The sequence below is a fragment of the Cupriavidus gilardii genome, from assembly GCF_008801915.1.
Lineage (GTDB): Bacteria > Pseudomonadota > Gammaproteobacteria > Burkholderiales > Burkholderiaceae > Cupriavidus > Cupriavidus gilardii.
Genome location: NZ_VZOV01000005.1, coordinates 1 through 26,944 on the forward strand (window position 1 = coordinate 1; position 26,944 = coordinate 26,944).

22 protein-coding genes and 2 pseudogenes are annotated in these 26,944 nt (G+C 69.7%); 16 read left to right on the top strand and 8 right to left on the bottom strand.

The genetic code is table 11. From position 1 onward, the window contains the following. Positions 1–790: pseudogene (locus F7Q96_RS08610) on the bottom strand (methyl-accepting chemotaxis protein); the annotation flags it as partial. Positions 791–1,116: 326 nt separating this feature from the next. Here F7Q96_RS08610 and F7Q96_RS08615 point away from each other — a divergent pair. From F7Q96_RS08615 to F7Q96_RS08635, 5 genes are all read left to right on the top strand, one after another. Continuing rightward, positions 1,117–2,961, top strand: a complete 1,845-nt coding sequence (locus tag F7Q96_RS08615) for an EAL domain-containing protein (RefSeq protein ID WP_053823723.1) — start codon at positions 1,117–1,119, stop codon at positions 2,959–2,961. Between the two features lie 291 nt (positions 2,962–3,252). Beyond that, positions 3,253–4,680, top strand: a complete 1,428-nt coding sequence (gene cls / locus F7Q96_RS08620) for a cardiolipin synthase (RefSeq protein WP_053823724.1) — start codon at positions 3,253–3,255, stop codon at positions 4,678–4,680. 192 nt (positions 4,681–4,872) lie between these two features. After that, positions 4,873–5,469, top strand: coding sequence for a GTP cyclohydrolase II (gene ribA, locus F7Q96_RS08625; protein WP_053823725.1), 597 nt, complete (start codon positions 4,873–4,875; stop codon positions 5,467–5,469). Between the two features lie 240 nt (positions 5,470–5,709). After that, positions 5,710–6,159, top strand: coding sequence for a PA2169 family four-helix-bundle protein (locus F7Q96_RS08630; protein WP_053823726.1), 450 nt, complete (start codon positions 5,710–5,712; stop codon positions 6,157–6,159). A gap of 36 nt (positions 6,160–6,195) precedes the next feature. Then, on the top strand, positions 6,196–6,432 hold the full coding sequence (locus F7Q96_RS08635) for a hypothetical protein (protein WP_053823727.1): 237 nt from the start codon (positions 6,196–6,198) through the stop codon (positions 6,430–6,432). A 63-nt stretch (positions 6,433–6,495) separates the two neighbouring features. Here the strand turns inward: F7Q96_RS08635 and F7Q96_RS08640 are convergent, their stop codons facing one another. Next, positions 6,496–6,924, bottom strand: coding sequence for a hypothetical protein (locus F7Q96_RS08640; RefSeq protein ID WP_043437284.1), 429 nt, complete (start codon positions 6,922–6,924; stop codon positions 6,496–6,498). A gap of 381 nt (positions 6,925–7,305) precedes the next feature. Between F7Q96_RS08640 and F7Q96_RS08645 the strand changes: the two genes are divergently transcribed. The 6 genes and pseudogenes from F7Q96_RS08645 to F7Q96_RS08670 all read left to right on the top strand — a co-directional run bounded on the left by F7Q96_RS08645 (position 7,306) and on the right by F7Q96_RS08670 (position 13,295). Next, positions 7,306–10,113 (top strand): monovalent cation/H+ antiporter subunit A, encoded by a 2,808-nt coding sequence (locus tag F7Q96_RS08645; protein ID WP_053823728.1) that lies wholly within the window; start codon positions 7,306–7,308, stop codon positions 10,111–10,113. Further along, positions 10,113–10,433: pseudogene (locus tag F7Q96_RS08650) on the top strand (Na+/H+ antiporter subunit C); the annotation flags it as partial. The gene F7Q96_RS08645 and the pseudogene F7Q96_RS08650, both read left to right, overlap by 1 nt. 149 nt (positions 10,434–10,582) lie before the next feature. Next, complete coding sequence (locus tag F7Q96_RS08655; protein WP_151022488.1) at positions 10,583–12,133, top strand: monovalent cation/H+ antiporter subunit D; 1,551 nt, start codon at positions 10,583–10,585, stop codon at positions 12,131–12,133. Further along, complete coding sequence (locus F7Q96_RS08660; protein WP_053823730.1) at positions 12,130–12,633, top strand: Na+/H+ antiporter subunit E; 504 nt, start codon at positions 12,130–12,132, stop codon at positions 12,631–12,633. The genes F7Q96_RS08655 and F7Q96_RS08660 overlap by 4 nt, the downstream gene beginning before the upstream one ends. Then, complete coding sequence (locus F7Q96_RS08665; protein ID WP_053823731.1) at positions 12,618–12,893, top strand: K+/H+ antiporter subunit F; 276 nt, start codon at positions 12,618–12,620, stop codon at positions 12,891–12,893. Before F7Q96_RS08660 ends, F7Q96_RS08665 begins: the two co-directional genes overlap by 16 nt. A 9-nt stretch (positions 12,894–12,902) precedes the next feature. Next, a complete protein-coding gene (locus F7Q96_RS08670; protein WP_053823732.1) occupies positions 12,903–13,295 on the top strand; it encodes a Na+/H+ antiporter subunit G in 393 nt (130 codons plus the stop codon). Here F7Q96_RS08670 and F7Q96_RS08675 read toward each other — a convergent pair. The 5 genes from F7Q96_RS08675 to F7Q96_RS08695 form a co-directional block, all read right to left on the bottom strand. Then, positions 13,292–14,050 (bottom strand): UdgX family uracil-DNA binding protein, encoded by a 759-nt coding sequence (locus tag F7Q96_RS08675; RefSeq protein WP_151022490.1) that lies wholly within the window; start codon positions 14,048–14,050, stop codon positions 13,292–13,294. The two genes, F7Q96_RS08670 and F7Q96_RS08675, sit on opposite strands and share 4 nt — an antisense overlap. A 122-nt stretch (positions 14,051–14,172) precedes the next feature. Then, positions 14,173–15,396 carry a chromate efflux transporter gene (gene chrA / locus F7Q96_RS08680; protein ID WP_151022553.1) on the bottom strand — a complete coding sequence of 408 codons (1,224 nt, stop codon included), beginning with the start codon at positions 15,394–15,396 and terminating at the stop codon, positions 14,173–14,175. Positions 15,397–15,504: 108 nt separating this feature from the next. Continuing rightward, entirely contained in the window at positions 15,505–16,785 is a 1,281-nt protein-coding gene (locus tag F7Q96_RS08685) for an MFS transporter (RefSeq protein WP_082371719.1), read from the bottom strand. Positions 16,786–16,981: 196 nt separating this feature from the next. Next, complete coding sequence (locus F7Q96_RS08690; RefSeq protein ID WP_151022492.1) at positions 16,982–17,962, bottom strand: SDR family oxidoreductase; 981 nt, start codon at positions 17,960–17,962, stop codon at positions 16,982–16,984. A 97-nt stretch (positions 17,963–18,059) separates the two neighbouring features. Continuing rightward, positions 18,060–18,947: a LysR family transcriptional regulator gene (locus F7Q96_RS08695; protein ID WP_053823733.1), complete on the bottom strand. Its 888-nt coding sequence runs from the start codon at positions 18,945–18,947 to the stop codon at positions 18,060–18,062. A gap of 113 nt (positions 18,948–19,060) precedes the next feature. Here F7Q96_RS08695 and F7Q96_RS08700 point away from each other — a divergent pair, with 113 nt between their 5' ends. The 4 genes from F7Q96_RS08700 to F7Q96_RS08715 all read left to right on the top strand — a co-directional run bounded on the left by F7Q96_RS08700 (position 19,061) and on the right by F7Q96_RS08715 (position 23,163). Beyond that, positions 19,061–19,903, top strand: a complete 843-nt coding sequence (locus F7Q96_RS08700; RefSeq protein ID WP_053823734.1) for an amidohydrolase family protein — start codon at positions 19,061–19,063, stop codon at positions 19,901–19,903. Further along, positions 19,900–20,904, top strand: coding sequence for a tripartite tricarboxylate transporter substrate binding protein (locus F7Q96_RS08705; RefSeq protein ID WP_390885724.1), 1,005 nt, complete (start codon positions 19,900–19,902; stop codon positions 20,902–20,904). Before F7Q96_RS08700 ends, F7Q96_RS08705 begins: the two co-directional genes overlap by 4 nt. 147 nt (positions 20,905–21,051) lie before the next feature. Continuing rightward, on the top strand, positions 21,052–21,957 hold the full coding sequence (locus tag F7Q96_RS08710; protein WP_053823735.1) for a LysR family transcriptional regulator: 906 nt from the start codon (positions 21,052–21,054) through the stop codon (positions 21,955–21,957). A 192-nt stretch (positions 21,958–22,149) separates the two neighbouring features. Beyond that, positions 22,150–23,163 carry a tripartite tricarboxylate transporter substrate-binding protein gene (locus F7Q96_RS08715; protein WP_053823736.1) on the top strand — a complete coding sequence of 338 codons (1,014 nt, stop codon included), beginning with the start codon at positions 22,150–22,152 and terminating at the stop codon, positions 23,161–23,163. A 76-nt stretch (positions 23,164–23,239) separates the two neighbouring features. Here the strand turns inward: F7Q96_RS08715 and F7Q96_RS08720 are convergent, their stop codons facing one another. Beyond that, positions 23,240–23,695, bottom strand: a complete 456-nt coding sequence (locus F7Q96_RS08720; protein WP_151022494.1) for a nuclear transport factor 2 family protein — start codon at positions 23,693–23,695, stop codon at positions 23,240–23,242. A gap of 337 nt (positions 23,696–24,032) precedes the next feature. On the opposite strand from F7Q96_RS08720, the gene F7Q96_RS08725 reads away from it, so the two are divergent. Beyond that, positions 24,033–26,942: an EAL domain-containing protein gene (locus tag F7Q96_RS08725; RefSeq protein ID WP_053823737.1), complete on the top strand. Its 2,910-nt coding sequence runs from the start codon at positions 24,033–24,035 to the stop codon at positions 26,940–26,942. Positions 26,943–26,944 lie beyond the last annotated feature (2 nt).

Sequence of the window (26,944 nt, forward strand, 5' to 3'; positions counted from 1 at the left end):
CGGTCAGGTCCCCGGCGGCGATGCGCCGCGCCGCGTCGGCCGCTTCGCGCGGTTCGCCGCCGAGCTCGGCCAGCAGCGCGCGGGCGGCCAGCCAGGCCAGCACCGCGGCGGCGGCCAGGCTCGCCGCCAGCATCGCCATCGTGATCCATTGCGCGCGGGCCTGGCTCGACGAGACCGAGGCCACCGTATCGGCAGCCTGCTTCTCGAGGCGGGCGCGCGCCTGCTCGATCTGCGTGCCCAGCCTGGCCAGTTGTTCGGCGACGAAGTGGCCCTCGACGGAGACCGCGCTGTCGAACTGCAGCGCGTCGAGCGGCTGCTTGCGCAGCAGTTCGACATAGCCCTGCATCAACTGAGCGGCACTGGCCCGCTCGCGCGACAGTGCCTCGGCCTGATCCGGCGCGGCGTGGGCCACGCCGGCCAGCGTGGTGTCCAGTGTCTGCAGCGCCTGCGCGATCTGCTGGGCCGCGGTATCGCGCTCGGCCGTGCTGGTGGCCATCGTCAGCGCCAGCTGTGCATGTCCGAGCCCGGCGAGCGCCGATTGCGCGCGCTCGGCCGCCACCGCGCCGCGCATGTCGCGCTGGTACAGCGTGTCGGTCTTGTCCTTCAGCGCGACCAGATTGACGATGCCGCTGACCGCGGCCGCCGCGCCGAACAGGTAGACCAGCACGAACGCGGTGCCGAGCCGCGCGGCCAGCGGCAGGCGCCGCAGCCGTCGGCCGGTGGAAGACGCCGGCGCAGGGTCCGGCAACGATGCGTCGGCGACCGCCGTCCTTTCCGCTGCCCCTGCCATGGCAGCGGGGTCCATCACCGCTGCGATGCTGTTGCCTGCCGTCGACCGCAGGCCGAACCTCGACCGCCAACGCGGCCAACCCGTTCTGAACCCTTGAAACATGGTTTTCCCCCGCCGCACGCGGCGCCCGTCAATGGTTGTTTGATTGTTTTGGGCCCCATGCTGGCGACGGGATGTGACGTTGCCGTGACGTCCCGCCATGCGGCGGGGTTGTCATATGGCGGTCATATGACTGTCATGAAATAGGCTGCCTTGCCGGGCGCCAAGCCACCAAACGCCGCCGCCGCGTGCATCCCGGCGTCCTTGCCACCGTTGTCGAGATCCCCATGTCCGTTGCCGTGATCGAATCCGGCGCAGCGGCCGCGCCGATGCGTCTGCCGCCGCTGCGCGCCGTCTTCCAGCCGATCGTGCGCTTCGAATCGGCCGATCTGCTCGGGTACGAGGCGCTGCTGCGCGGGCCCGAGGGCTCGCCGCTGGCCTCGCCCGAAGCGCTGTTCCGGCTGGCCGTCAGCCCCGCCGACACGATGGCGCTGGAAATGCAGGCGGCCCGCGCCGCGCTCACGCGCTTCGCCGAGCTGCAGCTGCCCGGGCTGCTGTTCGTCAATTTCAGTCCGCAGACGCTGCGCCAGCTGCTGGCCGACCATGGCCGCGGCATGACGGCGCTGCTGGCGAACACCGTGACGCCGGCGCGCGTGGTGATCGAACTGACCGAGCAGACCCGCATCGGCGACATGGCGGCGTTCGCCGATGCGATGGCGGTGTTGCGCGATCTCGGGCTGCGCTATGCGCTGGACGACTTCGGTACCGGTCATGCCAATCTGGATCTGCTGGTCCAGCTGACGCCGCAATTCATCAAGCTGGACAAGTCGCTGGTGCACGGCGTGGCCTCTTGCTCGCGGCGGCTGGAACTGATGCGCACGGTGTTGAGCCTGGCCGATGCGCTGGGCACCAGCGTGATCGCCGAAGGCATCGAGGACAACGAGGAGCTCGCGGTGCTGCGCGATCTTGGCGTGCCGTTCGGCCAGGGCTATCTGCTCGGCCGGCCATCGCCGGAGCCGTCGCAGGCGCCGCCGCAGGACGTCGTGCAGGCGCTGGAGTCGCGCCAGATCGCGGTGTTTCCGCAGGTGGTGCGTTCGGGCTGGAGCGGCCCGAATGCGGGCAAGCTGTTGCGGCGCGCGCCGACGGTGCGACCGGAGCAGACCAACAACGAGGTGCTGGCGCTGTTCCACGCTCACCCGGGGTTGCATGCGCTGGCGGTACTCGACGCTGACGGCAAGCCGATCGGCATCATCAACCGGCAGAGCTTCATCGACCGCTATGCCGCGCCGTTTCATCGCGAGCTGTACGGCAAGAAGCCCTGCATCCTGATGGCGCATCGCGAGCCGGTCTGCTTCGATCGCGGCGCCACCATCGAGACCATGGCCAAGAGCCTGGCCAGCGGCAACCAGCGCTATCTGGCCGACGGCTTCATCATTACCGACGGCGGTCGCTATGCCGGGCTGGGCACCGGCGCGGACCTGATCCGCGCCGTCACCGAGATCCGCATGGAGGCGGCGCGCTATGCCAATCCGCTGACCTTCCTGCCGGGCAACATCCCGCTGAACCAGCATGTCGACCGGCTGCTCGATGCGGGCGCGGCGTTCTGCGCCTGTTATGTCGACCTGAACCATTTCAAGCCCTTCAACGATCAGTACGGCTACTGGAAGGGCGACGAGATGATCAAGGGCGCGGCCGCGATCCTGGCCGATGCCTGCGATCCAGTGCGCGACTTCCTCGGCCATGTCGGCGGCGACGACTTCCTGGTGCTGTACCAGAGCGCGGACTGGAGCCAGCGCGCGCGCGGCGCGATCGCGCGCTTCAACCGCGCCGCGCGCGAGTTGTACGACGCGGACGACCGCGCGGCAGGGGGCATCCATGGCGAGGACCGCCATGGCCGCACCGCGTTCTTTCCGATGGTCAGCATGGCCATCGGCGCGGTCCGCGTGGCGCACGGTGCCGCACGCGCCGAGACCGACGGCTGGCGCCTGGGCAGCAGCCATATCGCGGCCGCCGCGGCCGCCGCCAAGCGCGACGCCAAGAAGGATCCGACCGGTTTCGCGGTCGTCGATCTGGCGGCGACGCTGGCCGCTTCCGCTCCATCGGAGGAGCCGCCCGAAGGGCGTTCACATTGACCGTCCGGTGCGGCGCCGTCATGCAAGCCGGCTCGCGAACGGGTGTTCGGGTTATCCACAGATTGTGTGGATAACCCGACCGGGCAGGGCGCCAGGCGCGCGCCGGCGCGTCGCGCCATCGGACTGCCTAAAAAAAATGCAAACGCAAAATTGCAAAGGCCGCGCCGGCCCCTCGGCGCGGCCATGTCGCATACATGGACGGCCGCGATGTGGATGGCCTATGCCACAATGCGCGGCAGTTCAGCGTTCACTGTTCATCGTTCAACCGGATTCCGCAGCGGATGGCAGCCGATGTTACCGAGCACCAGCGTTGTCGCGACGATTGTCCTGTGTTTCCACATAGTCGGCGTGTTCGCCGCGATGCATGCCGTGATGACGGTCCGGACTGCGCCCGGCGCGATTGCCTGGGCCGGCTCGCTGCTGTTGATACCGTATCTGGCGCTGGTGCCGTACCTGGTATTCGGCAGCAGCAATTTCGTCGGCTATGTCAATGCGCGCCGCTTCTACCGCCAGCAGATGCGCGAGCTGCGCCACGGCATGGAGCCGCAAGAGCGCGAGGCCTGCATTGTTCGGCAACCCGACCATCCGGGCCTGCGCGCGCTGCCAAGGCTGACCGGACTGCATTGCCTGTCCGGCAATCATGTGCAACTGCTGGTCGATGGACAGGCCACCTTTGCGGCGATCTTCGCCGCGTTGAAGTCCGCGCGCCGCGTCGCGCTGGTGCAGTTCTTCATCGTCCATGACGACGAGCTGGGGCGCGAGCTGCAGGCGCTGCTGTGCGAACGCGCAGCCGCTGGCGTCGAGGTCTATTTTCTGTACGACAGCATCGGCTGCCACGCCTTGCCCGGCCACTACGTTCGCCGCATGGCCGAGTGCGGGGTCAAGGTCAGCGCGTTCGCGCCGCACCGCGGCTTCGTCAATCGTTTTCAGCTGAACTTTCGCAATCACCGCAAGCTGGTGGTCGTCGATGGCGAGCGCGCTTTCCTCGGCGGCCACAATGTCGGCAACGAATACATGGGGCGGACGCCGCCGCTGGCGCCCTGGCGCGATACCCATATCGAAGTGCGCGGCCCCGCGGTGCTGGACCTGCAGATGACCTTCGCGGAGGACTGGTACTGGGCCTCGCGCGAGGTGCCGACGCTGCTGCTGCCGCCGCCCGAGCCGGCCGGCGCGATGGTGTGCCAGGTGGTGCCGAGCGGTCCGGCCGATTCGCAGGAGACCTGCTCGCTGTTCTTCGTCGAGGCGATCCAGGCCGCGCGCAGGCGGCTGTGGATCACGACGCCGTACTTCGTGCCGGACGAGGCGGTGTTCGCGGTGCTGCGGCTCGCGGTGCTGCGCGGTGTCGACGTGCGCATCCTGATGCCGGGACGCGCGGACCACAAGGTGGTGTTCGCCGCCTCGACGCTGTACGCCTACCAGGCGATCTGCGCGGGCATCCGCATCTACCGCTATCTCCCGGGCTTCCTGCATCAGAAGGTGATGCTGATCGACGACGAGCTGGCCGCGGTCGGCACGGCCAACCTCGACAATCGCTCGTTCCGGCTCAATTTCGAGCTGACCGTGATGACGGCCGATCGCGCCTTCGCGGGCCAGGTGGAGGGAATGCTGCTGGCCGATTTTGCCCAGGCACGCGAGATCGGCCGCGACGAGTACCTGGGCGCGCCGGCGCCGCGCCGCGTGGCGATGCATGTGGCCAAGCTGTTCGCGCCGATCCTGTAGCGCGCCGGAGAGCGCGCACGGGGAAGGGCCCCGGCATGGGGCCTTCGGCGGCCCGTTTCCGATTCGCGGTATCCTTGCCGTCAGGCGCCGCCCCGGAAGGGGCCATCGGCAGGCATCACCAGGCCGGCAGCGGACTCCCGGGACTCCCGCCCGCCGCCACGGCATCCGGCGCACACGCATTGGCAAGATGATATGAACGACACGGAAATCACGCTGATCGGTTCGGCACGGCTGCCGACCCGCTTCGGCGAGTTCACCGCTCACGCCTTCAAGGGCGCGACCAGCGGGACGGAACACCTGGCGCTCAGCGTCGGCGACATCGCCGGCGAGGGCGTGTTGACGCGGCTGCATTCGGAATGCCTGACCGGCGACGTATTCGGTTCGTGCCGCTGCGATTGCGGCGAGCAGCTGGCCCTGGCGATGGAGCGCATCGCCGCCGAGGGCCGCGGCATCCTGCTGTATCTGCGCGGCCACGAAGGCCGCGGCATCGGCCTGGGCCACAAGATTCGCGCGTACAGCCTGCAGGATGGCGGGCTGGACACCGTCGACGCCAATCTGGCGCTGGGACAGGCGGTCGACTCGCGCACCTATGCTTTCGCCGCCGATCTGCTGCGCCAATGGGGCGTCAAATCGATCCGGCTGATGAGCAACAATCCGCGCAAGCGGCAGCAGCTCGAAGAGGCCGGCATCACGGTGCTCGAACAGGTACGCCACAGCGTGCCGGCCAACGCCGAGAACGAAAAATACCTGGCGACCAAGCGCGTCCGGCTCGGGCATCTGCTCGACTGACGGCACGCCGTCGATCCGGTCGACAGGCCCCGCGAGACCGCTGCAGCAACGCTGCGCCAACCCTGTAGGCATCGGCCGACAGCTTCTCGGGTTGCCTGCTTACAGTCCCCGCCCGCCGCTTCTCTTATCGTGAAGGCATGGACGCACCGCTTGCGGTGCGCGCCGTATTGCAGCCTCGCTGCATACGTCCTGCAACCGCCGCCGCGGCATGCGGCGGCATCACGATAACGAGGAGTCGCCATGGCAGACAAGAACGTCGATGTGCTCAACGATCTGATCGAGGTGTCGCGCGACGGCGAGCAAGGCTTTCTGAAGGCCGCCGAGGATGCCACCAATCCTGAGCTGAAGGAACTGTTCACCAGCCGCGCGACCGAGATCGGCGCCGCCATCCGCGAGCTGCAGTCGCAGGTGATCGCGCTGGGCGGCCGGCCGGAAGAGGGCGGCAGCGTGGCCGGCGCGTTGCACCGCGGCTGGGTCAGCCTGCGCAGCGCGGTCGCCAACCGCACCGATCTGTCGATCCTGGAAGAGTGCGAGCGCGGCGAGGACGTGGCCAAGAAGAAATACGCGGACGCCCTGCAGCACGACGATCTGAGCTTCGAAGTGCGCGCGCTGATCGAACGCCAGTATCACGGCGTGCTGCGCAACCATGACCTGGTGCGCGACCTGCGCAACCGCTATCGCGCGACCTGACCGGCCCCGGCCATTGCCACGAGAAGGAGACAGACGATGAGCCAGCCCGACAAGCCGGACACGCCTGACAAATCCGGGAAGCCCGATACGGCGGGCCCCCGCTCCGGCCAGCCAGGCAAGGGTGGGGCGGCCGAGGATCAAACCGAGCGCAATCTCGACGAGGCGCTCGAGGAAACGTTCCCGGCCAGCGATCCGATCGCGGTCGAACCCGACAAGGACGACAGCGCAGGCCGGCCTGGCAAGGAGGGCGGCAAGGGCGCACGCACCGGCTGATCGCAGGTCCGTGCAAATGAACGCGGGAGCCGCACGGCTCCCGCGTCTTGTCTTGCGCGCGCGTTACGGCAGCTTGCGCAGTTGTGCGATTACCGACATCAGTTGCCCGTGCGCCACGGTGACCGCAGGCTCGTCCTGCAGCGCTTCATGGTAGCGCTCCCGAAACGCGGGGTCGCCCTGCGTGCTGAACAGCCGCGCCGCGGCCTCGGCCACCGCGCGGCAGGTGCCGTCGTGGTGCTTGGGCCCATCGAGCTCCTCGTCGATCTCGACGATCAGGCGCGACAGCGGGTCGAGCCAGCGGAAATAGTTGTCCTCGGTGACGATCTGCACGAACTGGCCCGCGGGGATCGGGCCATAGAGGCGTTCATATTCGTTACGGTCGTGCTGGATGATCTCCTTGTGGGATTTCAGCAGCGCGGCGCGCAGTGCGCGCAATCCTGCGCGGCGCGATTCCTGCGTGGCTTGGTATTGTTCTTCAGTCAGCATCCCCATTCTCCGCTCCCGTTCGGTGTTGTGCGGTCGTCCCGCGCGGCAGGGGTAGCCGCGCGGTGCGTGTGCATGCTCGTGGACGATGCGTCGTGCGGCCGTCGATGCAGGCCGCATGCCAGTATATGTAGGCGCCGGGGGGCGATCCAACCTCGTGCTATCCCGAATGGCCGCGCTCTTTGGAATGCGGTGATACAACCGGAGCGGCATGCAGGTTCGCGTGCAATGGTCCCAATTCGATGTGAATTATTTTTAGAGCAGACATAACAATCCCCGCGATGGCGATGTCATGGGGCACAATAGGCTCATGTTGCGCACACGATGCTCGGCGCGGCTGGGCCCGCCGCCTTCCCTTCGCCTTCCCGCATCTTCTGCCGGAGACGACCGATGGTGATGCTGTGGCTGATTGCGCTGCCGCTCGGCGCGGCGATGCTGACGCCGCTGGTCGGCCGCCATCTGCGCCCGCTGACCGCGCCGCTGGTGCTCGGCACGCCGATGATCGGACTGGCCCTGCTGGCCAGCGTACGGCACGAGATCTTCAGCGGCGAGGTGCTGGCCTGGCGCATGCCATGGCTCGACGGCCTGGGCCTTGCGCTGAGCCTGCGCCTGGACGGCCTGTCCTTCGCCTTCTCGCTGCTGGTGCTGGGCATCGGCCTGCTGGTGCTGCTGTACGCGCGCTACTACCTGTCGCGCAGCCAATCGACCGCGCGCTTCTTCGCGCTGCTGCTGCTGTTCATGGCCGCGATGCTCGGCGTGGTGCTGTCGAGCAATCTGCTGCTGCTGGTCGTGTTCTGGGAACTGACCAGCATCGTCTCGTTCCTGCTGATCGGCTTCTGGTCGTATCGCTCCGATGCGCGCAAGGGCGCGCGCATGGCGCTGACGATCACAGGCGGCGGCGGTCTCGCGCTGCTGGCCGGGGTGCTGCTGCTCGGCCATATCTGCGGCAGCATGGAGCTGTCGGACGTGATCGCCAGCGCCGGCACCGCGCAGAAACACCCGCTGTATCCGCCGATGATCGTGCTGGTGCTGCTCGCGGTCTTCACCAAGTCGGCGCAGTTTCCGTTCCACTTCTGGCTGCCGCATGCGATGGCGGCACCGACCCCGGTCTCGGCGTATCTGCACTCGGCGACGATGGTCAAGGCCGGCGTGTTCCTGCTGGCCAGGCTGTATCCGGTGCTCGAGGGCACCGACTGGTGGTTCTACATGCTGAGCCTGACCGGACTCGCCACGCTGGTGGTCGGTGCCGGCATGGCGCTGCTGCAGCGGGATCTGAAGGGGCTGCTGGCCTATTCCACGATCAGCCACCTGGGCCTGATCACGCTGCTGTTCGGGCTCGATACCGGCCTGAGCACCGTGGCGGCGCTGTTCCACATCATGAACCACGCGGTGTTCAAGGCCTCGCTGTTCATGGCCGCCGGCATCATCGACCACGAAACCGGCACGCGCGATCTGGGCCGCCTGCGCGGGCTGCGCCGCTACATGCCGCACACCGCGCTGCTGGCGATCGTCGCGTCGCTGGCGATGGCGGGCGTGCCGCTGCTGAACGGCTTCCTCAGCAAGGAGATGTTCTTCGGCGAGACGCTGGCGCAGGGTCTGCTCGGTCCGTTCAACTGGACCATTCCTGCGCTGGCGACCGCGGCCGGCGCGCTGACGGTGGCGTACTCGCTGCGCTTCATTCACGGCGTGTTCTTCGACGGCGAGCCCGACGACCTGCCGCACCACCCGCCGCACGAGCCGCCGCGCTGGATGAAGATTCCGGTCGAGATCCTGGTGGTCACGTGCCTGGTGGTGGGGCTGTTCCCCAACCACACCATCGGCGGCCTGCTCGATGCGGCCGCGCGCGGCACCATGGGCGCGCCGCTGCCGATCTACAGCCTGAGCCCGTGGCATGGCTTCAATCTGCCGCTGGCGATGAGCGCCTTGTCGATGGCCGCCGGCGGCGCGCTGTTCTTCCTGCGCCGCGATTCGTTCCGCCACTATCACGCGAAGCTGCCGCAGCTGAACGCGCGCGACCGCTTCGAGGATGCGATCGAACGGATCGAGCGCGCCGCCGGACGCATCGCGCTGCTGTTCGAGAACGGTTCGCTGCAGCGCTATCTGGCCTTCGCGATCGCGGCCATGGTGCTGCTGCCGGCGCGCTACCTGTTCGACCTGGAGCGGGCCCAGGGACCGGCCCCGCTGTCGGACGTCGATCCGGTCACGGCGGCCGGCCTGGCCTTGCTGGCAATCGGCGCCATTGCCGTGGTGGCGGCGCGCCGGCAGCGCGTGGTGGCGCTGCTGATGGCGAGCCTGTGCGGGCTGATGGTGGCGCTCGCCTTCACGCGCTTTTCGGCGCCCGACCTGGCGCTGACGCAGATCTCGGTCGAAGTGGTGACCATCATCCTGCTGGTGCTCGCGCTGTACTTCCTGCCGGCCGATCTGCCCGAGCGGGCCGGCACCGCGCGGCACCTGCGCGATGCCGCGCTGGCGCTGGCGGGCGGCGGCACCGTCGGCGTGGCCGCGTTCGCGGTGATGACGCGCCCGCACCAGACCATTGCCGACTTCTTCATCGCGCACAGCGTGCCGGGCGGCGGCGGACATAACGTGGTCAACGTGATCCTGGTCGACTTCCGCGGTTTCGATACGCTGGGCGAGATCTGCGTGCTGCTGATTGCCGGCCTTGGCGTCCATGCGCTGCTCAAGGGCCTGCGCCTGCCGGCGCCGACCGCCGGCCCCAACGACATGCCGTGGTCGCGCCAGAGCCATCCGCTGCTGCTCGCGATCCTGGCGCGGCTGATGCTGCCGCTGACGATGCTGGTGGCGGTCTTCATGCTGCTGCGCGGGCATCAGCTGCCCGGCGGCGGCTTCGTCGCCGCGCTGATCACCGCGGTGGCGCTGCTGCTGCAATACATCGCCAGCGGCGTGCTGTGGACCGAGTCGCGCATCACGCTGCATCATCGCGCGATCGCCGGCGCCGGCATCCTGGTCGCCGGGCTGGTGGGCCTGGGCAGCTGGGCGTTCGGCTATCCGTACCTGACCACCACGTTCGGCCACTTCGATCTGCCCTGGATCGGCGACATCGAACTGGCGACCGCCTTGCTGTTCGACCTCGGCGTCTATCTGACCGTGGTCGGCACCGTGCTGCTGATCGTGTCCCACCTCGGCGTGCGCGACAAGCGGGTGGCCGCCGCGCGCGAGATCGCGGAGACCGCCTGATGGAAGCGGTATTTGCTGCCGCCATCGGCGTGCTTGCCGCCTGCGGGATCTATCTGGTACTGCGTGCGCGCACCTTTTCCGTGGTGCTTGGCCTGACGCTGATGACCTATGCGGTCACGCTGTTCCTGCTCGGCATGGGCCGGCTGACGACCGGCAAGCCGCCGATCATCGCGCCCGGCGCGCAGTATGCGGACCCATTGCCACAGGCGCTTGTGCTGACGGCGATCGTGATCGGCTTTGCGATGACCGCGTTCGTCATGGTGCTGGCGCTGCGTTCGCGCGCCTTGCGTGGCAGCGATCATGTCGACGGCGACGAGCCGCCCGATCCGGCGTCGGCGCCGGGGCAGCCGCGCGAGCCCGAACGTCCCGAGGATGCCGAGCGCGCGCGCTCGTCCGCGCCCGCCGCCGCACCGGCGGCCGCGCCGACCGCCGCGCCGTCCGTGCCATCGCCGGCCAGCGAGGAGGCGCGATGAATCACGCGATGCTGCTGCCCATCCTGGTGCCGCTGTTCAGCGCCGGCCTGCTGGTGGTGATGCCGGCGCGCTGGCGCACACGTTCGCGCTGGCTCGGCGTGCTGGCCACGCTGGCGCTGCTGCCGATTGCGGCGGACCTGGTGGCTCAGGCGGACAGCGGCCACATCGCGGTCTACGCGCTGGGCAACTGGGCCGCGCCGTTCGGCATCGTGCTGCAGCTGGACCGGCTCGCGGCGCTGATGCTGCTGCTGACGGCGCTGCTCGGCGCGGCGTCAGTGCTGAGCGCCGGCGAGCGCGATACCCGCGCCGGCTGGCATTTCGACGCCTTGTTCCAGTTCCAGCTGATGGGCCTGAACGGCGCCTTCCTCGCCGGCGATCTGTTCAACCTGTTCGTGTTCTTCGAGATTCTGCTGATCGCCTCGTACGCGCTGCTGGTCCACGGCGGCGGCAGCGAGCGGATCGGCGCCGGGCTGCATTACGTCGTGCTCAATCTGGTCGGCTCGTCGTTCTTCCTGCTGGCGATCGGCGTGCTGTACGGCATCACCGGCACGCTGAACATGGCGGACCTGGGCGAGCGGCTGGCGCGGCTGGCGCCGTCCGAGGTGCCGCTGGCGCTGGCGGCCGGCGCGATGCTGATGCTGGTGTTCGGCCTGAAGGCCGCGATCTTTCCGCTGTCGTTCTGGTTGCCGCGCGCCTATGCCGCCGCGGCCGGTCCGGTGGCCGCGCTGTTCGCGATCATGACCAAGGTCGGCGTCTACGCGATCCTGCGCTGCCACGCCCTGCTGTTCGACGGCGGACGGAGCTGGTTCGGCGCCTTCATGCACCACTGGCTGTGGTGGCTGGCGATCGTCACGATGATGCTGGCAGCATGCGGCGCGCTGGCGGCGCGTTCGATGAAACGGCTGACCGGCTATCTGGTGCTGGTGTCGGTCGGACTGCTGTGCGCCGGCGTATCGATCCAGACGCCGCAGGCCTGGAGCGCGACGCTGTACTACCTGGCCAGCACCACGGTCGGCACCGCGGCGCTGTTCCTGCTGGCCGATTCGCTCGAAATGCGGTCGGGCAGGATGCCGGTCGGCGGCGGCATTTCGCGGCTGGCCGGCACGCTGTACCTGGCCGCGGCGATTGCCGTGGTCGGGCTGCCGCCGCTGTCCGGCTTCATCGGCAAGGTGATGCTGATGCAGGCGGTGCCGCTCCATGGCGAGTGGAATGGCGCGGCGGTGCTGTGGCCGGCGGTGCTGGTATCGAGCCTGGCGCTGATCGTCGCGATCAGCCGTACCGGCAGCCGGCTGCTGTGGCAGGGGCCGGCGGCCGCTGCCGCCCATGAGCACGGCATGGTGACGCGCCCCGAGGCCAGTACGCCGCCGGTGCGCCGGCCGGACGCGGCCAAGCTGGCCTGCTGTGCGTTGCTGCTGGCCTGCAGCGTGGCGCTGGTCGTGTTCGCGCGGCCCTTGTCCGGCTATCTGGATGCGACCGCGCTGCAACTGCTCGACCGCGCCGCCTATACGCGCGCGGTGCTGGCCGCGCCGACGGAGCCGGCACGATGATGCGGCGCCTGTTGCCCCATCCCTGGCTCAGCGCGATGCTGCTCGCGGTGTGGCTGCTGCTGGGCAATGCCGCCGCGCCGGGCGACTGGCTGGTGGGCGCGCTGCTGGCCTGGGCCATCGGCCTGCGCGTGGAGCGGCGGCTGTGGCTGCGGCCGCTGCGGCTGGCGCGGCCGGGCCTCGCGCTGCGTTTGATCTGGCACGTCGCCGTCGACATCGTCGTCGCCAACGTGCATGTCGCGTGGCTGGTGCTGGTGCGCGGCGCGCGCCTGCAGCCGGCGTTCATCGAGCTTCCGCTCGAATCCGAGCACGAGATCGCGCTGACCGCGCTGATCAGCATCGTGTCCCTGAGCCCCGGCACCGTGTGCGCCGAACTGAGCGACGACCGCCGCTGTCTGCTGATCCACGTGCTGGATCTGGATGATGCGGACGCGATGATCGCGCGCATCAAGTCGCGCTACGAGGCGCCGTTGAGGGAGATCTTCCTATGCTTGCCGTCGTGATTCCGGTTTCGCTGGCGATGCTCGGCATCGCCTTCCTGCTGACGCTGCTGCGGCTGCTGATCGGCCCCACCTTGCCGGACCGCATCGTCGCGCTCGACACGTTGAACATCAATGCGATCGCGCTGATCGTCGTGTTCGGCATCTGGCTCGGCTCGGCGCAGTTCTTCGAGGTGGCGCTGCTGCTGGCGGTGATGGGGTTCATCGGTACCGTCGCGCTGACCAAGTACCTGCAGCGCGGCGACATCATCGAGCTGAAGTAGGGAGCCGCGATGCCGTTCTACCTCGAAGCCATCGTCTGCGCGCTGCTGCTGATCGGCAGCCTGTTTACGCTGGTCGGCGCGATCGGCCTGCTGCGCCTGCCGGACTTCTTCATGCGGCTGCACGGGCCGACCAAATCGACCACGCTCGGCGTCGGCGGCGTGGTAATTGCCTCGGTGGTCTACTTCAGCAGCGTGGGAGAGGGCTGGAGCCTGCACGAGATCCTGCTGACCGCCTTCCTGTTCCTGACCGCGCCGATCAGCGCGCATATGCTGGCCAAGGCGGCGATGCAGCAGCGCGTACCGGTCCATCCGCCCACGCGCGGCCGGCCCTGGCTGACCGATCGCGGCGCCGAGTCCGAGCCGGACGACGATGGCGGAGAGGACGGCGCCGGCGGGCGCTAGGATTTTGCCGCTGGCCGAGGCTTGAGCGCCGGCTGCGCGCGCGGCCTGCGAGCAGCGTTGGATGCGGGCGCCGCAGTCCGCTTGGTCACCGTCCCGCTGGCGCTCTTGCGCGCGCGCTTGCCGCTGAACTTCGCGGCCAGCTTCAAGGCCGCGACGATTTCATCGAAGGCCGCTTCGCGCGCCGCGGGATCGGGCACGCGCAACGCATAGGACGGGTGGTAGGTCGGTATCACGGTGCGGCCCTCATGCTCGATCGGCTGGCGCAGCACCTTGCGCAGCGACGTCGCCTTGACGCCCAGCACGGCCTTCAGCGCCGTCGCACCGAGTGCCACCACCACGCGCGGGGCAACCCGATCCAGTTCGTCCTCGAGCCAGTAGCCGCACGCCTCGATCTCGCGTTGTGCCGGCGTCTTGTGCAAGCGCCGCTTGCCGCGCAGTTCCCATTTGAAATGTTTGACCGCGTTGGTCAGGAATACCGACTCGCGCGACAAGCCGGCCTTCTCGAACGCTTCGTCGAGCAGCCGGCCCGCGGGGCCGACGAAGGCCTTGCCGGCGAGGTCCTCCTGATTGCCCGGCTGTTCGCCGACCACCATCACCGGCGCCGGCGTCGGGCCGTCGCCGGGCACGCCGTGGGTGGCATTGCGCCACAGGTCGCAGCGGCGGCAGGCATCGAGCGTGGCGGGCCGCTGGTCGGACGGTTCCGGCGCGTGGCCGGGCGCGGCGTCGGGTGGGGTGGGGTGGGATGGCGAGGACATGGCGCGTGGCTGGCGGTGCTGCGCAACCGCATACGTGGTTCAAGCACGCCGCATGCCAACGGCGCCGCGTTCGATCCGCCGGGATCGGCGCACAGCGGGATCACAGCGCGATCACAGCGGGATCACAGTGGCAAGAGCGACAACCCCCAACCCCCGAACGCGCAGGCCAGCACCACCAGCCACGGCGGCAGCTTCCAGAACATCAGCGCCACCAGCGCCGCGAGCGCCAGCGCGAAGTCGGCCGGCCGGTGAATCGCGCTGGTCCAGACCGGGTCGTACAGGGCCGCCAGCAGCACGCCGACCACCGCGGCATTGACGCCGGCGAGCGCCCCCTGCGCATGGGGGCTGCGGCGCAGCCGTTCCCAGAACGGCAGCGCGCCGCCGACCAGCAGGAATGAAGGCAGGAAGATCGCGACCAGGCACAGGGCGCCGCCGGCCCAGCCGCTCGGCTCGATCCGCATCGCGGCGCCGAGGAAGGCGGCGAAGGTGAACAGCGGACCGGGCACCGCCTGGGCCGCGCCGTAGCCGGCCAGGAAGGCGTCGTTGTCGACCCAGCCGGTGGGAACCACGGCCGCCTGCAGCAGCGGCAGCACCACGTGGCCACCACCGAACACCAGCGAGCCGGCCCGGTAGAACGCATCGATCAGCGCCAGCGCCTGGCCGGCCCAGGCTTGCGCCGCCAGGGGCAGCAGGACAAGCAATGCGGCGAACAGCAATAGCAGCAGCGCGCCGAGGCGGCGGCCGATGGCGATCGGCAACACGTCGTGCTCGACGGTCGGCGCGGTCTTCAGCATCGCGCGGCCGAGCAATGCGGCCACCGCCATCACCATGACCTGGGCCAGCGCCCCCGGCACCAGCACCACCACGCAGGCCGCGACCGCGGCGATCGTCGCGCGCGGGCGGTCCGGGCACAGCGAGCGGCCCATGCCCCAGACCGCCTGCGCCACCACCGCGACCGCGACGATCTTCAGCCCGGCCAGCATGCCGGCAGGCAGCACATTGCCCCACGTCGACAGGGTCAGCGCGAACAGGATCAGCGCGATGGCCGAGGGCAGCGTGAAGCCGACCCAGGCCGCCAACATGCCGGCAAGGCCCGCGCGCGACAGCCCGATCGCCATGCCGACCTGGCTGCTGGCCGGTCCCGGCAGGAACTGGCACAGCGCGACCAGATCGGCATAGACGCGCTCGCCGAACCAGCGCCGGCGCACCACGAACTCCTGACGGAAGTAGCCCAGGTGGGCGACCGGGCCGCCGAAGGAGGTCAGGCCCAGCCGCAGGAAGGCCACGAACACCTCCCACACCGGATGGCGGTTGGGGGCGAGGGGATGGCCGTCGGTGGCCGGCATCGGTTCTGGTTCCATGGCGCTGACTGGTGCGAACGTCGGCTCGAGTGCAGGGAGCGCCATGGTAGCGCAGCGCGATGACGCCGCGCGGCAGGGCCGGCTACCGCATCGTCAGGCGGCGGCCGGCGCGCCGCGCCGCGAGGCGTCGGACAGCGACAGCAAATAGACCAGCAGGCCGCCCGCCGCCAGCAGCAGGCCGACCCAGCCGGTCGATTGCCAGCCCAGGCCCGCCGCGATCGTCACGCCGCCCAGCCAGGCGCCGAGCGCGTTGGCCATGTTGAAGGCCGAGTGATTGAGCGCCGCGGCCAGCGTCTGCGCATCGCCGGCGACGTCCATCAGCCGGATCTGCAGAGCCGGTCCGAGCGCAACCACGGTGCCGATCAGCAGCACATTGGCCGATGCCAGCCAGGCGTGCGGCGCGGTCAGCACGAAGGCGCCGAGCACGGCCGCCGACCAGACCAGCACGCCGCCGATGGTCGGCATCAGCGCCTTGTCGGCCAGCTTCGAGCCCGCCAGGTTGCCGATCACCATGCCGACGCCGAACAGCGCGAGCACGAAGGGGATGCCGCTGGCGGGCATATGCGCCAGTTCGATCATCGTCGGCTTGATATAGCTGAACACCGCAAACATGCCGCCGAAGCCGATCGCGCCGATACCGAGGGTCAGCCAGACCTGCTTGCGCCCCAGCGCCGACAGTTCGCGCAGCGGGCTGGCGTGCCGGTCGGCCGGCACGAAGGGCACCCAGCGCCAGACCAGCAACACCGTCAGCGCGCCGATCAGGCCGACCAGCGCGAACGCCGAGCGCCACCCCAACCACTGGCCGATCGCCGCGGCGATCGGCACCCCGACCAGCGTGGCGACGGTCAGCCCCAGCATTACCATGCCGACCGCCTGCGCGCGCCGCTCGCGCCCAACCAGGCTGGCGGCGACCAGCGCCGCCACGCCGAAGTAGGTGCCATGCGGAAAGCCGGTCAGCAGCCGGGCGACGATCATCGGGCCGTAGCCGGGCGCCAGCGCGCTGGCGAAGTTGCCGACGGCGAAAACCGCCATCAGCGCCAGCAGCAGCGTGCGGCGCGGCAGCCGGGCGCCGAGCACCGCCAGCAGCGGGGCGCCGATCACCACGCCCAGTGCATAGGCGCTGATCAGATGGCCGGCGGCCGGGATCGTGATGCCGAGGTCGCTGGCGGCGTCGGGCAACAGGCCCATGATGACGAATTCGCCGGTGCCGATGGCGAAGCCGCCGACCCCCAGCGCCAGCAGCGCGAGCCGCGCGGCGCGGCGCGCGGCCTTGCCGGCGGCGTCGGTCGAGGCTGCGGAGGCTGCGGAAGAGGCGGGGGCGTCGTGTGAAAAGGAGTCGATCGGATCGTATGGGCTACCGTCAGGGGCGGACATGAGGAGATGACTGCAAGAGATCGCGCGGACGCGTGTTGTTTGGATCTTGTGATTGGCCGGAGCGCGGGCTCTGCGGCCCGCTGACACGCTCGTCGAGTTACGGGCGGCCGGCTTCGGCGTTATTGTGAAGCAAAACGCGCGATCGTGCGGCAGCGCAGCATGACGCTGCCGGCACGCGGGTCGACCTTGGCGGTCCCTAGCCGGCCTGTCGCCGCCACAGTGCCCAGATCCCAAGCGCCAGCAGGCCGGCGCCGATCACGCCGGCCTGTGCCGCGCGCGACGCCTCCGTGCGATCGCGCCAGCCGCCGTCCACGGCCAGATAGCCCTCGGTCGGATCGAACAGATTGCCGTCGGTGCGCGGCGCGCGGTCGGCGCGGTCCAGATAGCGCTGGGCCAGCTGCTGGGAAAAGCGGCGCGTCAGGCCTGGCGCGACCAGATTGCCGAGGCGGGACAGCCACGTCACGCTGCCGATGGTGGTCGCCTGGCGGCGCGGCTGTGCCGCCGCCCGCACGATGTCACGGGCGATCGTGCGGGGATCGACCAGCGGCCGCGGGGGGCGGATCGCCTTGCCGGTGTAGTTGGCGCAATGCCGAAAGGCCGGCGTATCGGCCACCGCGGGGAAGATGTCGCAGACGTGGATGCCGGGGAAGGGCAGCAGTTCGGCGCGCAGCGCCTCGCTGAAACCGCGCAGGCCATATTTGCTGGCGGTGTAGGACACGCCATAGGCCGATGGCGACCAGGCGTTCATCGACAGCACATTGATCAGCGTGCCGTGCCCCTCGCGCTTGAAGTAGGGCAGCACCGCGTGCGCGCCGTACAGGTAGGCGATCAGGTTGGTCCGCAGCACGCGCTCGTGTGCATGGACCGGCGTCTGCTCCAGCAGGCCGACCGCGCCGACGCCGGCGTTGTTGACCCAGACGTCGATGCGGCCGTCGCCGGTGTCGGCCGCGAGCCGGGCCAGCGCCGCAACCGCTTCCGCATCGCCGACGTCGGTCGGCACGATCAGCGTGTCGGCGCCATGCGCAGCGCAGACATGGGCGGCCTCGCGCAGCGCCGCTTCGCCGCGCGCCGCGAGCACCAGGCGCACGCCGCGGCGGGCGAAGGCCTCGGCGGTGGCCCGTCCGATGCCGCTGGACGCGCCGGTGATGACGATGGTGACGGGACGGGACGGGCGCATGGTCACTCCTTCGCGGATCGGCAATCGTGCGGGGTGACGATGCAAACGCCATGCCACGGCGTCGTGCGCCGCGCCGAGCCCGTCTACCGCCGTGCCGCTACGCCGGGCCCATCTCCAGACCGGCGAACAGATCGGCCAGCGTGGGTACCGAGCGCGCCGGCCAGATTGCCGACAGGTCGAAGGTCGGCAGCGCGGCGCCGTCGCGCACCTCGCAGAAGCGCACGCCGCGGAAGTTCAGCGAACGGATCCAGCTGGGCAGCAGCGCCACGCCGCAGCCGCCGGCGACGCAGGCCAGCACCGTCAGCGTCCGGTTGGCCTCCTGCGCGACGTAGGCCTCGTGGCCGGCCTTGCGCATCGCGTCGAGGATGCCGGCATGGAAGGCCGGCAGCTGCGACTGCGGATACATCACCAGGCCGGCGTCGGCGATCTGCGCGAGCGAAACCTTGCCGTCCGGCCCGGGCTCCAGCTCGTCCGGGATCGCCGCGACGAGCCGGTCGCGCAGCAGCGGACGCTCGCGCATGCGGCCGCCGACCGCCACCGGCGTATGCATCAGGCCGATGTCGATCGCGCCGGTGCGCAGCGCCTCGGCCTGCTCGGCATTGCTCATCTCCCGGAGGATCACGCGCACGCCCGGCGCGCGCCGGCGCAGCTCGCGCAGCGCGCGCGGCAGCGTATCGAACAGCGCCGACGAGACCAGCCCGATCGTCAATTGCCCCGCGCTGCCACGGCCGATCTCCTGCGCGCGCCTTGCCGCCGCGTCGATGCGTTCGACGCTGGTGCGCACATCGTCGAGGATCGCCAGCGCCGCCGGGGTCGGCTGCGCACCGCGGCGCGAGCGCTCGAACAGGCGCACGCCCAGATCCGTCTCCATGCGTGCCAGCGCGGTGCTCAGCGCCGGCTGTGCGATGCCGAGCCAGTCGGCGGCGCGGCTGACGCTGCCATGGTCGATCACGGCGAGGAAGTAGCGCAGATGGCGGGTTTCCATATTGAAACGATATGAAAAAACAGATTCTGGATAATGGAAAACTATACCCGCGCTCCCTAGAATCCGTCGAACCTCGTATCTCGATTCATTTGTTTTCCGTTCGGAGTCGCACCGTGTCCCAGTCCTCGCCAGCCTCGCCGACCCCGGCCGTCGACTCGCATGCGCATGTGTTCGAGCACGGCCTGGCGCTGGCGGCGAAGCGGCGCTATCGGCCGGACCACGACGCGCTGCTGGGCGATTACCTGGCGCAGCTCGACGCGCATGGCCTGACCCACGGCGTGCTGGTCCAGCCGAGCTTTCTCGGCACCGACAACCGCTATCTGCTGGCGGCGCTGCGTGCGCAGACGGCCAGGCTGCGCGGCGTGGCGGTGGTGGAACCGGCCATCGGCGACGCCGACCTGCAAGCGATGGCTGCCGCCGGCGTGGTCGGCATCCGCCTGAACCTGATCGGCCTGCCGGCGCCGGACCTCGGCGCCGCGCCGTGGCGCGACCTGCTCGAGCGCATCGATGCACGCGGCTGGCACGTCGAGCTGCATCTGCCCGCGGCCCGGCTTCAGGAAGTCATGCCGGCGCTGCTGGCGGCCGGCTGCCGCATCGTCGTCGATCACTTCGGCCGGCCCGACCCAGCGCTCGGCGTGGCCGATCCCGGCTTCGACGATCTGCTGCGCCACGCCGACAGCGGCCGGGTCTGGGTCAAGCTGTCCGGCGCCTATCGCAACTGGGCCGATGCGCAATGCGCGCAAGCCGGACGGGTGGCCGCGCGGCGGCTGCTCGAGGCCTTCACCGCCGAACGCCTGCTGTGGGGCAGCGACTGGCCCCATACCCAACATCGTCACGTGGCCTACGGGGCGACCCGGCAATGGCTCGACGACTGGATCGACGATGCCGCGCAGCGCCGGCAATTGCTCGGCGATACCGCGCTGAACCTATTCCAATTCCAAGGAGACTTCGCATGATGCTGCCTGCCCTGTTCCGCACGCTGTCGCGCCGCGCCGGCGCCTGTCTGTTCGCCGCCTCGGCGGTACTGCTGGCCGGCGTGGCCGCGCCCGCCGCCGCGGCCTATCCCGAACGGCCCGTGACGCTGGTCGTCACCTATCCGCCGGGCGGCACAGTCGACGTGGTCGCGCGCCTGCTGGCGCCGAAGCTGTCGAACCTGCTCGGCCAGCCGGTCGTGATCGACAACCGCGGTGGCGCGGGCGGCATGATCGGCGGCGCCTATGTCGCGCGCGCCAAGCCTGACGGCTACACGCTGATGCTCGATGCATCGAATCACGCGCAGAACCCGGCGCTGCACAGCCGCATGCAGTTCGACACGCTGAAGGACTTCGCGCCGGTGTCGCTGCTGCTGCGCGTGCCCAATGCGCTGGTGGTCACGCCCTCGTATCCCGTCAAGTCGGTGGCCGACCTGATCAAGCTCGGCCAGCCCAATGCGGGCAAGCCGATCCACTTCGCCTCGGCGGGCAATGGCTCGGCGCAGCATCTGGCCGGCGAGCTGTTCAACCTGATGGCGAACACGCGGCTCGAACATGTCGCCTACAAGGGCGGCGGTCCGGCGATGGTCGACGTGATGGCCGGCCAGGTGCCGGTCATGTTCGCCAGCATGGGTTCGGCGTGGCAGCACATCAAGAGCGGCAAGCTGCGCGCGGTCGCAGTCGGCGGCGCCAAGCGCTCGAAGGCCGCGCCCGAACTGCCGACCATCGCGGAGTCGGGCGTGCCGGGCTACGAAAGCTACGAGTGGAACGCCGTGTTCGCGCCGGCCGGCACGCCGCCGGCAATCGTCGAGCAGGTCTCGCGCGCGCTGGCGCAGGTGCTGAAGGACCCCGCCGTGGCCGAGCAGCTTGCCGGCTTCGGCGCCGAGACGGTCGGCTCGACGCCGGCCGAGCTCGATGCCTTCCGTCGCGCCGAAATCGCCAAGTGGAAGAAGGTCGCGGCGCAGGCGAAGCTGAGCCTCGATTGAGGCGGTTCTCGCAGCGCGGCCAATCTCCCTGTCCCGCTCACGCTTGCCTTCTCGTCTGCCGAAGGCGGAGATGCCTCCGGCCGAGAAACGCCGCGCTATGATTTGCCCCCTGACGAGCCTTTCGCGGTGCCAAGGAGCAAGCCCACGATGCGGGACCTGGATTTGACCAGCCTGCGCCTGTTTGTCGCGGTCTGCGAGACGCGCAACATGGCGCGGGCCGGGGAGCAGCAGCATATCGTCGCGTCGGCGATCAGCAAGCGGCTGGCGCAGCTGGAGGATACGGTCGGCGCGCAGTTGCTGGAACGGCGCCGGCGCGGCGTGATTCCGACCCCGGCCGGCGAGATTCTGCTCGAGCATGCGCGGGCGATGCTGGCCGCGGCCGACCGGGTCGCACGCGACATGGCTGACTATGGCTCGGGCATCAAGGGGCAGGTCAGGCTGCTCGCCACGGTGTCGTCGATGGCGGAATCGCTGCCCGACGACATTGCCGGCTTCCTGCAGCAGCCCGAGCATCGCGATATCCGCGTGTCGGTCGAGGAGGAAGTGAGCCGAGAGGTGGTGCGCGCGGTGCGCGAGGGCTCCGCGCCGCTCGGCATCTGCTGGGACGCCGCCGATCTGGAAGGGCTCGCCACGCGCCCCTATCGCGCCGACCATCTGGCCGCGGTGGTGCCTGCCTCGCATCCGCTCGCCGAGGCAAACGCGTGCGCGTTCTCCGATACGCTGGACTTCGACCATATCGGCCTGCCGGCGCAGACCGCGGTACACACCATGCTGGCGCGCCATGCGGCCATCGTCGGCCGGCCCGTGACCTATCTCGCGGTGGTGTCGACCTTCGACGCGTCGCTGCGCTGCGTGCGCGCCGGCCTGGGCCTGGCGATCATGCCGCGCGAGGTGGTCGAACCGGTCGCCGCGAGCCTTGACGTGCGGGTCGTGCCGCTGACCGATGGCTGGGCGCATCGGCGCTTCGCCATCTGTTTCCGCGACGAGCAGAGCCTGTCGCCGGCCGCGCGCATGCTGGTGGCGCATCTCGAGCGGATGGCGGCCGGGGAGTGAGGCGCGCCGGCGGCTGAACCGTCCTTGTCAGCGTCCACCGGCGGGTCGCAACAACGATCCGCATAAACCCGGCTTCCGCTGACCCGTACGATGGCTTAAGCAATGGCAGATGGCGCCGAAGCGGCCGGTTGGCCGACACTACGGCGATTTCGAGCCCTGGGTACGCAGGGCATTACATCCGGAGACATCGCCATGGCTGTTCGTATTGCGTCCACCCGTTCCCTTCGACCGCTCGCTTCGCTGCGCCTGACCGTCGCGGCGCTCGGCCTGCTCGCCGCGGCCGCCGTGCAGGCGGCCGATGCCTTCCCGCACAAGCCCATCGCGCTGGTGGTGCCGTTCTCCGCCGGCGGTCCCACCGACGTGGTCGCGCGCAGCCTCGGCCAGGCCATGTCGAAGCACCTCGGCCAGAGCGTGGTGGTCGAGAACCGTACCGGCGCGGGCGGCACCATCGCGCCGGCCTATGTGGCCCGCGCCGAGGCCGACGGCTATACGCTGTTGATCCACCACAACGGCATGGCCACCGCGCCGGCGCTGTACCGCAAGCTGTCGTATGACCCGCTGAAGGACTTCGAATACATCGGCCAGGTCGCCGACGTGCCGATGACGCTGCTGGGCAAGAAGGACCTGCCGCCCAACAGCACCGCCGAACTGGTGCGCTACGTGCAGCAGAACGAGTCGAAGATCAATCTTGCCAACGCGGGGCTGGGCGCGGTCTCGCAGCTGTGCGGGCTGCTGTTCGAGCAGGCCACCAACGTCAAGCTGAACGTGATCCCGTTCCAGGGCACGGCGCCCGCCATGACGGCGCTGCTGGGCGGCCAGGTCGATGTGCTGTGCGACCAGACCACCGCCACGCTGCCGCAGATCGCCGCCAACAAGGTCAAGCTGTACGGCGTCACCACGCCGCAGCGGATCCGCGCGTTGCCCAATGCGCCGACCTTGCAGGAAGGCGGCCTCAAGGGCTTCGAGATGAAGGTGTGGCACGGCGTGTACGCGCCCAAGGGCACGCCGGCGCCGGTGGTCGCGCGCCTGACCGCCGCGCTGCAGGCCGCGCTGAAGGACCCGGCGGTGGTCAAGCGGCTGGACGAACTGGGCGCCGAGATCGTGCCGCCGGCCAAGCAGACGCCCGAAGGCCTGAAGACCTGGCTCAAGGCCGAAAGCGACAAGTGGCAGCCGATGTTGCGCAAGGCAGGCGCCTTCGCCGACTGAGCGGCAAGCACGACCCATCGCCGCTCCCTCGTCGCCCCTCGACCCATCGCCGGGCCATCCCCAGGGCGCCGCGCGCTCAGTGCCGCGGCGCCTTGCCCGTCAGCGTTTCCCGGGCGGCGCCGAGCCGCTCCCCCATCGCCGCGCCCAGGGCCTGCAGCCCGCTCATCGGGCGCACCATCACTTCGAACTCGACGATCCGGCCTTCCTCGTCGAAGCGCAGCATGTCGATGCCCTTGAGCGCCTTGCCGTCGACCTCGGCGCTGAATTCCAGCACGACGCTGCTGCCGTCGCTGCTGGCGAAGGTGCGGTGATAGCGGAAGTTCTGGAATACCGTATTGACGGTCTTCAGCACCAGCTTGATCGCGTCGCGGCCGGGGTAGGGCGTATGCGCGACCGGCGAGCGGAACACGATGCCGTCCGACAGCAGCGGGTCCAGTTCCTCCATCGCATTGCGCTCCAGCAGCCGATGCCAGGCCGCCAGCGTGCGGCGGGCGGCATCGGGCAAGGGCAACGGCTGGTCGTCGATTTCCATCGGGCTCTCCTCTTCGGGTCAAGGGCAGGGACGGCGCAAAGCGTGCCGAGGTGATCGACCGATGCCGCGGCACGCTTGGTTATGCAACTGGTTGCATTGAGAATAGCAGTGCGCCTCAACGTATGCAACCAGTTGCATTAGAAGCGCGGCTCGGTCGCCAGCCCATGCGAAGCCATCGCCCAACGCCACGATCGCGTATCGCCGCTCACCGAGTGTCGGACAGCGGTGGACAGCAATGCGGCTGACATGTGCGCTACAGTGCCGCCCAATGGACACGGTACGGACGCGGTCATCTCCGCACCGCGCCGCTGTCTGCCATGCAACCATCGCCCCGTTCATGACTCCTCGCGACGCGCCCGGCCGACAACAAGCGCCATCGGAGGATGGCCCATCAGCGCTCGCGCTGTTTCATGGCGACCGCGGCGCGGCCGCGCTCGAGGCGCTGCTCAACGCGCTGCCGCATCCCGTGCTGGTCAAGGACCGCGCCCATCGCTGGCTGCTGCTGAACGACCAGATGTGCGAACTGATGGGCCACAGCCGCGCGGCGCTGCTTGGCCGCACCGATCACGATTTCCTGCCCAGGGAACAGGCCGACGGCTATTGGGCGGTCGACGACGAGGTGTTCGACACCGGCGAGGAGCGCGAGGTCGAGGAGACGCTGACCGCTGCCGACGGCAGCACGCGCGTGCTGGCCACGCGCAAGCGCCGCGTGATGCTGGCCGGACCTGACGGCGCGCCGATGCCGGTGGTGATCGCCTCGATCATCGATATCACCGATATCCGCCGGGCCGAGGGCGCGCTGCGCGAGAGCGAGGCGCACTACCGCCATTCGGTCGAATTGAACCCGCAGGTGCCGTGGACCGCCGATGCGCAAGGGCTGGTGTCCGAAGCCGGGCCGCGCTGGGAGGAGTTGACCGGCAGATCGGTCGAGCAGGGCAAGGGCACCGGCTGGGCCGAGCAGGTCCATCCGGACGATCTGCCCGACACCTTGCGGCGCTGGCGGGACAGCGTCGATACGGGGCAGCCGTTCGACCACGAGTTCCGGCTGCGGATGCAGGACGGCCAATACCGCTGGTTCCGCTCGCGCGCCGCCGCGCGGCGCGACCGCGACGGCAAGGTGGTGCGCTGGTACGGCACGCTGGAAGACATCGACGACCACAAGCGTGCCGAAGCGGCGCTGCGCGAGAGCGAGCGATTCAGCCGCAGCATCCTCGAGAACAGTCCCAACTGCATTCGCGTGCTCGATCTGGACGGACGCGTGCTGTACGCCAATGCGACCGCGTATCGCGTGCTCGAGCTTGACGAGAACGAGCCGGTGCTGGGCGAACGATGGGTCGACCTGGTTCCCGAGAGCTGCCGCGCAGACGCCAGCGCGGCCCTGGACGCGGCCCGCACGGGCGGCATCGGGCGCTTCACGATCCGCCGCCATCTGCGCAGTGGCGCCGTGCAATGGCTCGATACCGTGACGGCCTCGATCCCGGGCGAGCAGGGCCGCCCGGCACGGCTGTTGGCGATCTCGCTGGACGCGACCGAGGCGCGCGAGGCGCGCGACGCGGCCGACCGCGCGCAGCGCGAGGCGCAGCAGCTGGCGCAACGGCTGTCCGCGGTGCTGGAGAGCACCATGGACAGCGTGATCGTGATCGACCGCGCCTGGCGCCTGACCTACTTCAACGGCAATGCCGCCCGGGCGTTGCAGGAACGCACCCCCGCGATCGGCCGCAGCCTGTGGGACATGTTTCCAGAGGAGGCAGACGGCGTGTTCGCGCGGCACTACCGGCGCGCACTGGACGAACAGGTGCCGGTCGCCTTCGAGGAATACCTGCCGCCACTGGCGATCTGGCTCGAGGTGCACGCCTATCCGACGGCCGACGGCCTGTCGATCTTCTTCCGCAACATCACCGAACGCCGCCGCGCCGAACAGGAACGCCTGGCCGCGCAACAGCACCTGGCCTACCTGAGCCGGCACGACGCGCTGACCGGTACGCCGAACCGGGTCGCCCTGCGCGAGCATCTGGAACTGGTCCTGCGCGAGCGCAGCCGTGCGGCATTGCATTGCCTCGACCTGACCGGCTTCAAGGGCGTCAACGATACCTTCGGCCATGCGGTCGGCGACGCCGTGCTGCGCCAGGTCGCGGACCGCTTGCGCGGCTGCCTGACCGAGGCCGATACCGTCGCGCGGCTGGGCAGCGACGAGTTCGTCGTGGTGCAGACGCTGGTCGCCGATGGCGGGGAGGCGGCCGCGCTGGCGCGCCGCATCCAGTCGTGCCTGTCCGAGCCGTTCACCATCGATGGGCATACGTTGACGTTGGGGGCGAGCGTCGGCATCGCCGTCGCGCCCGAGCACGGGGAGCAGCCCGACGATCTGCTGCGCGCCGCCGATATCGCGCTGGACCACGCCAAGCGCGAGGGCCCCTCCAGCGTGCTCGCCTTCCACGCCGACATGGACGCGCAGCTGCGCGCCCGCGTCGCGATCAAGCGCGACCTGCACCAGGCGCTGGCCGACGGACAGCTCCTGCTGCATTACCAGCCGGTCTACGACCTGCGCTCGGGACAGATCGGCTGCTTCGAAGCGCTGCTGCGCTGGCAGCATCCCGAGCGCGGCATGATTTCGCCGGCCGAGTTCGTGCCGATGGCCGAGGAGACGGGCCTGATCGTGCCGATCGGCGCCTGGGTGTTGCGCGCGGCGAGCCGGCAGGCCGCGGCGTGGCCGGCGGCGGTGTCGGTGGCCGTCAACCTGTCGCCGCTGCAGTTCCGCGATCCGGCGCTGGTCGATACGGTGCGGCAAGCGCTGGACGAGGCGGGACTTCCGCCCGCGCGGCTGCAGCTGGAGATCACCGAATCGGTGCTGCTGCAGGAGAGCCAGACCAATCTGTCGACGCTGCAGGCGTTGCGCGAGGTCGGTGTGCGCATCGCGATGGACGACTTCGGCACCGGCTACTCGTCGCTGGGCTATCTGCGCAGTTTTGCCTTCGACAAGATCAAGCTCGACCGCTCCTTCGTCACCGACCTGCATGGCGGCCACGAAGCGCGCGCGATCCTGCACGCGGTGGCCAGCCTCGGCGCGGCGTTCCAGCTCGTGACCACGGCCGAGGGCATCGAGACCGAGAGCCAGCTCGCCGCGGTGCGCGAGGAGGGCTATGACGAGGGGCAGGGCTATCTGTTCGGTCCGCCGGTGCCGGCGGCGCAGGCCCTGCAACTGCTAGGGCGCGGCGCCAGCGAGTACATCGCCGGGCGCGCGGCATCATGAGC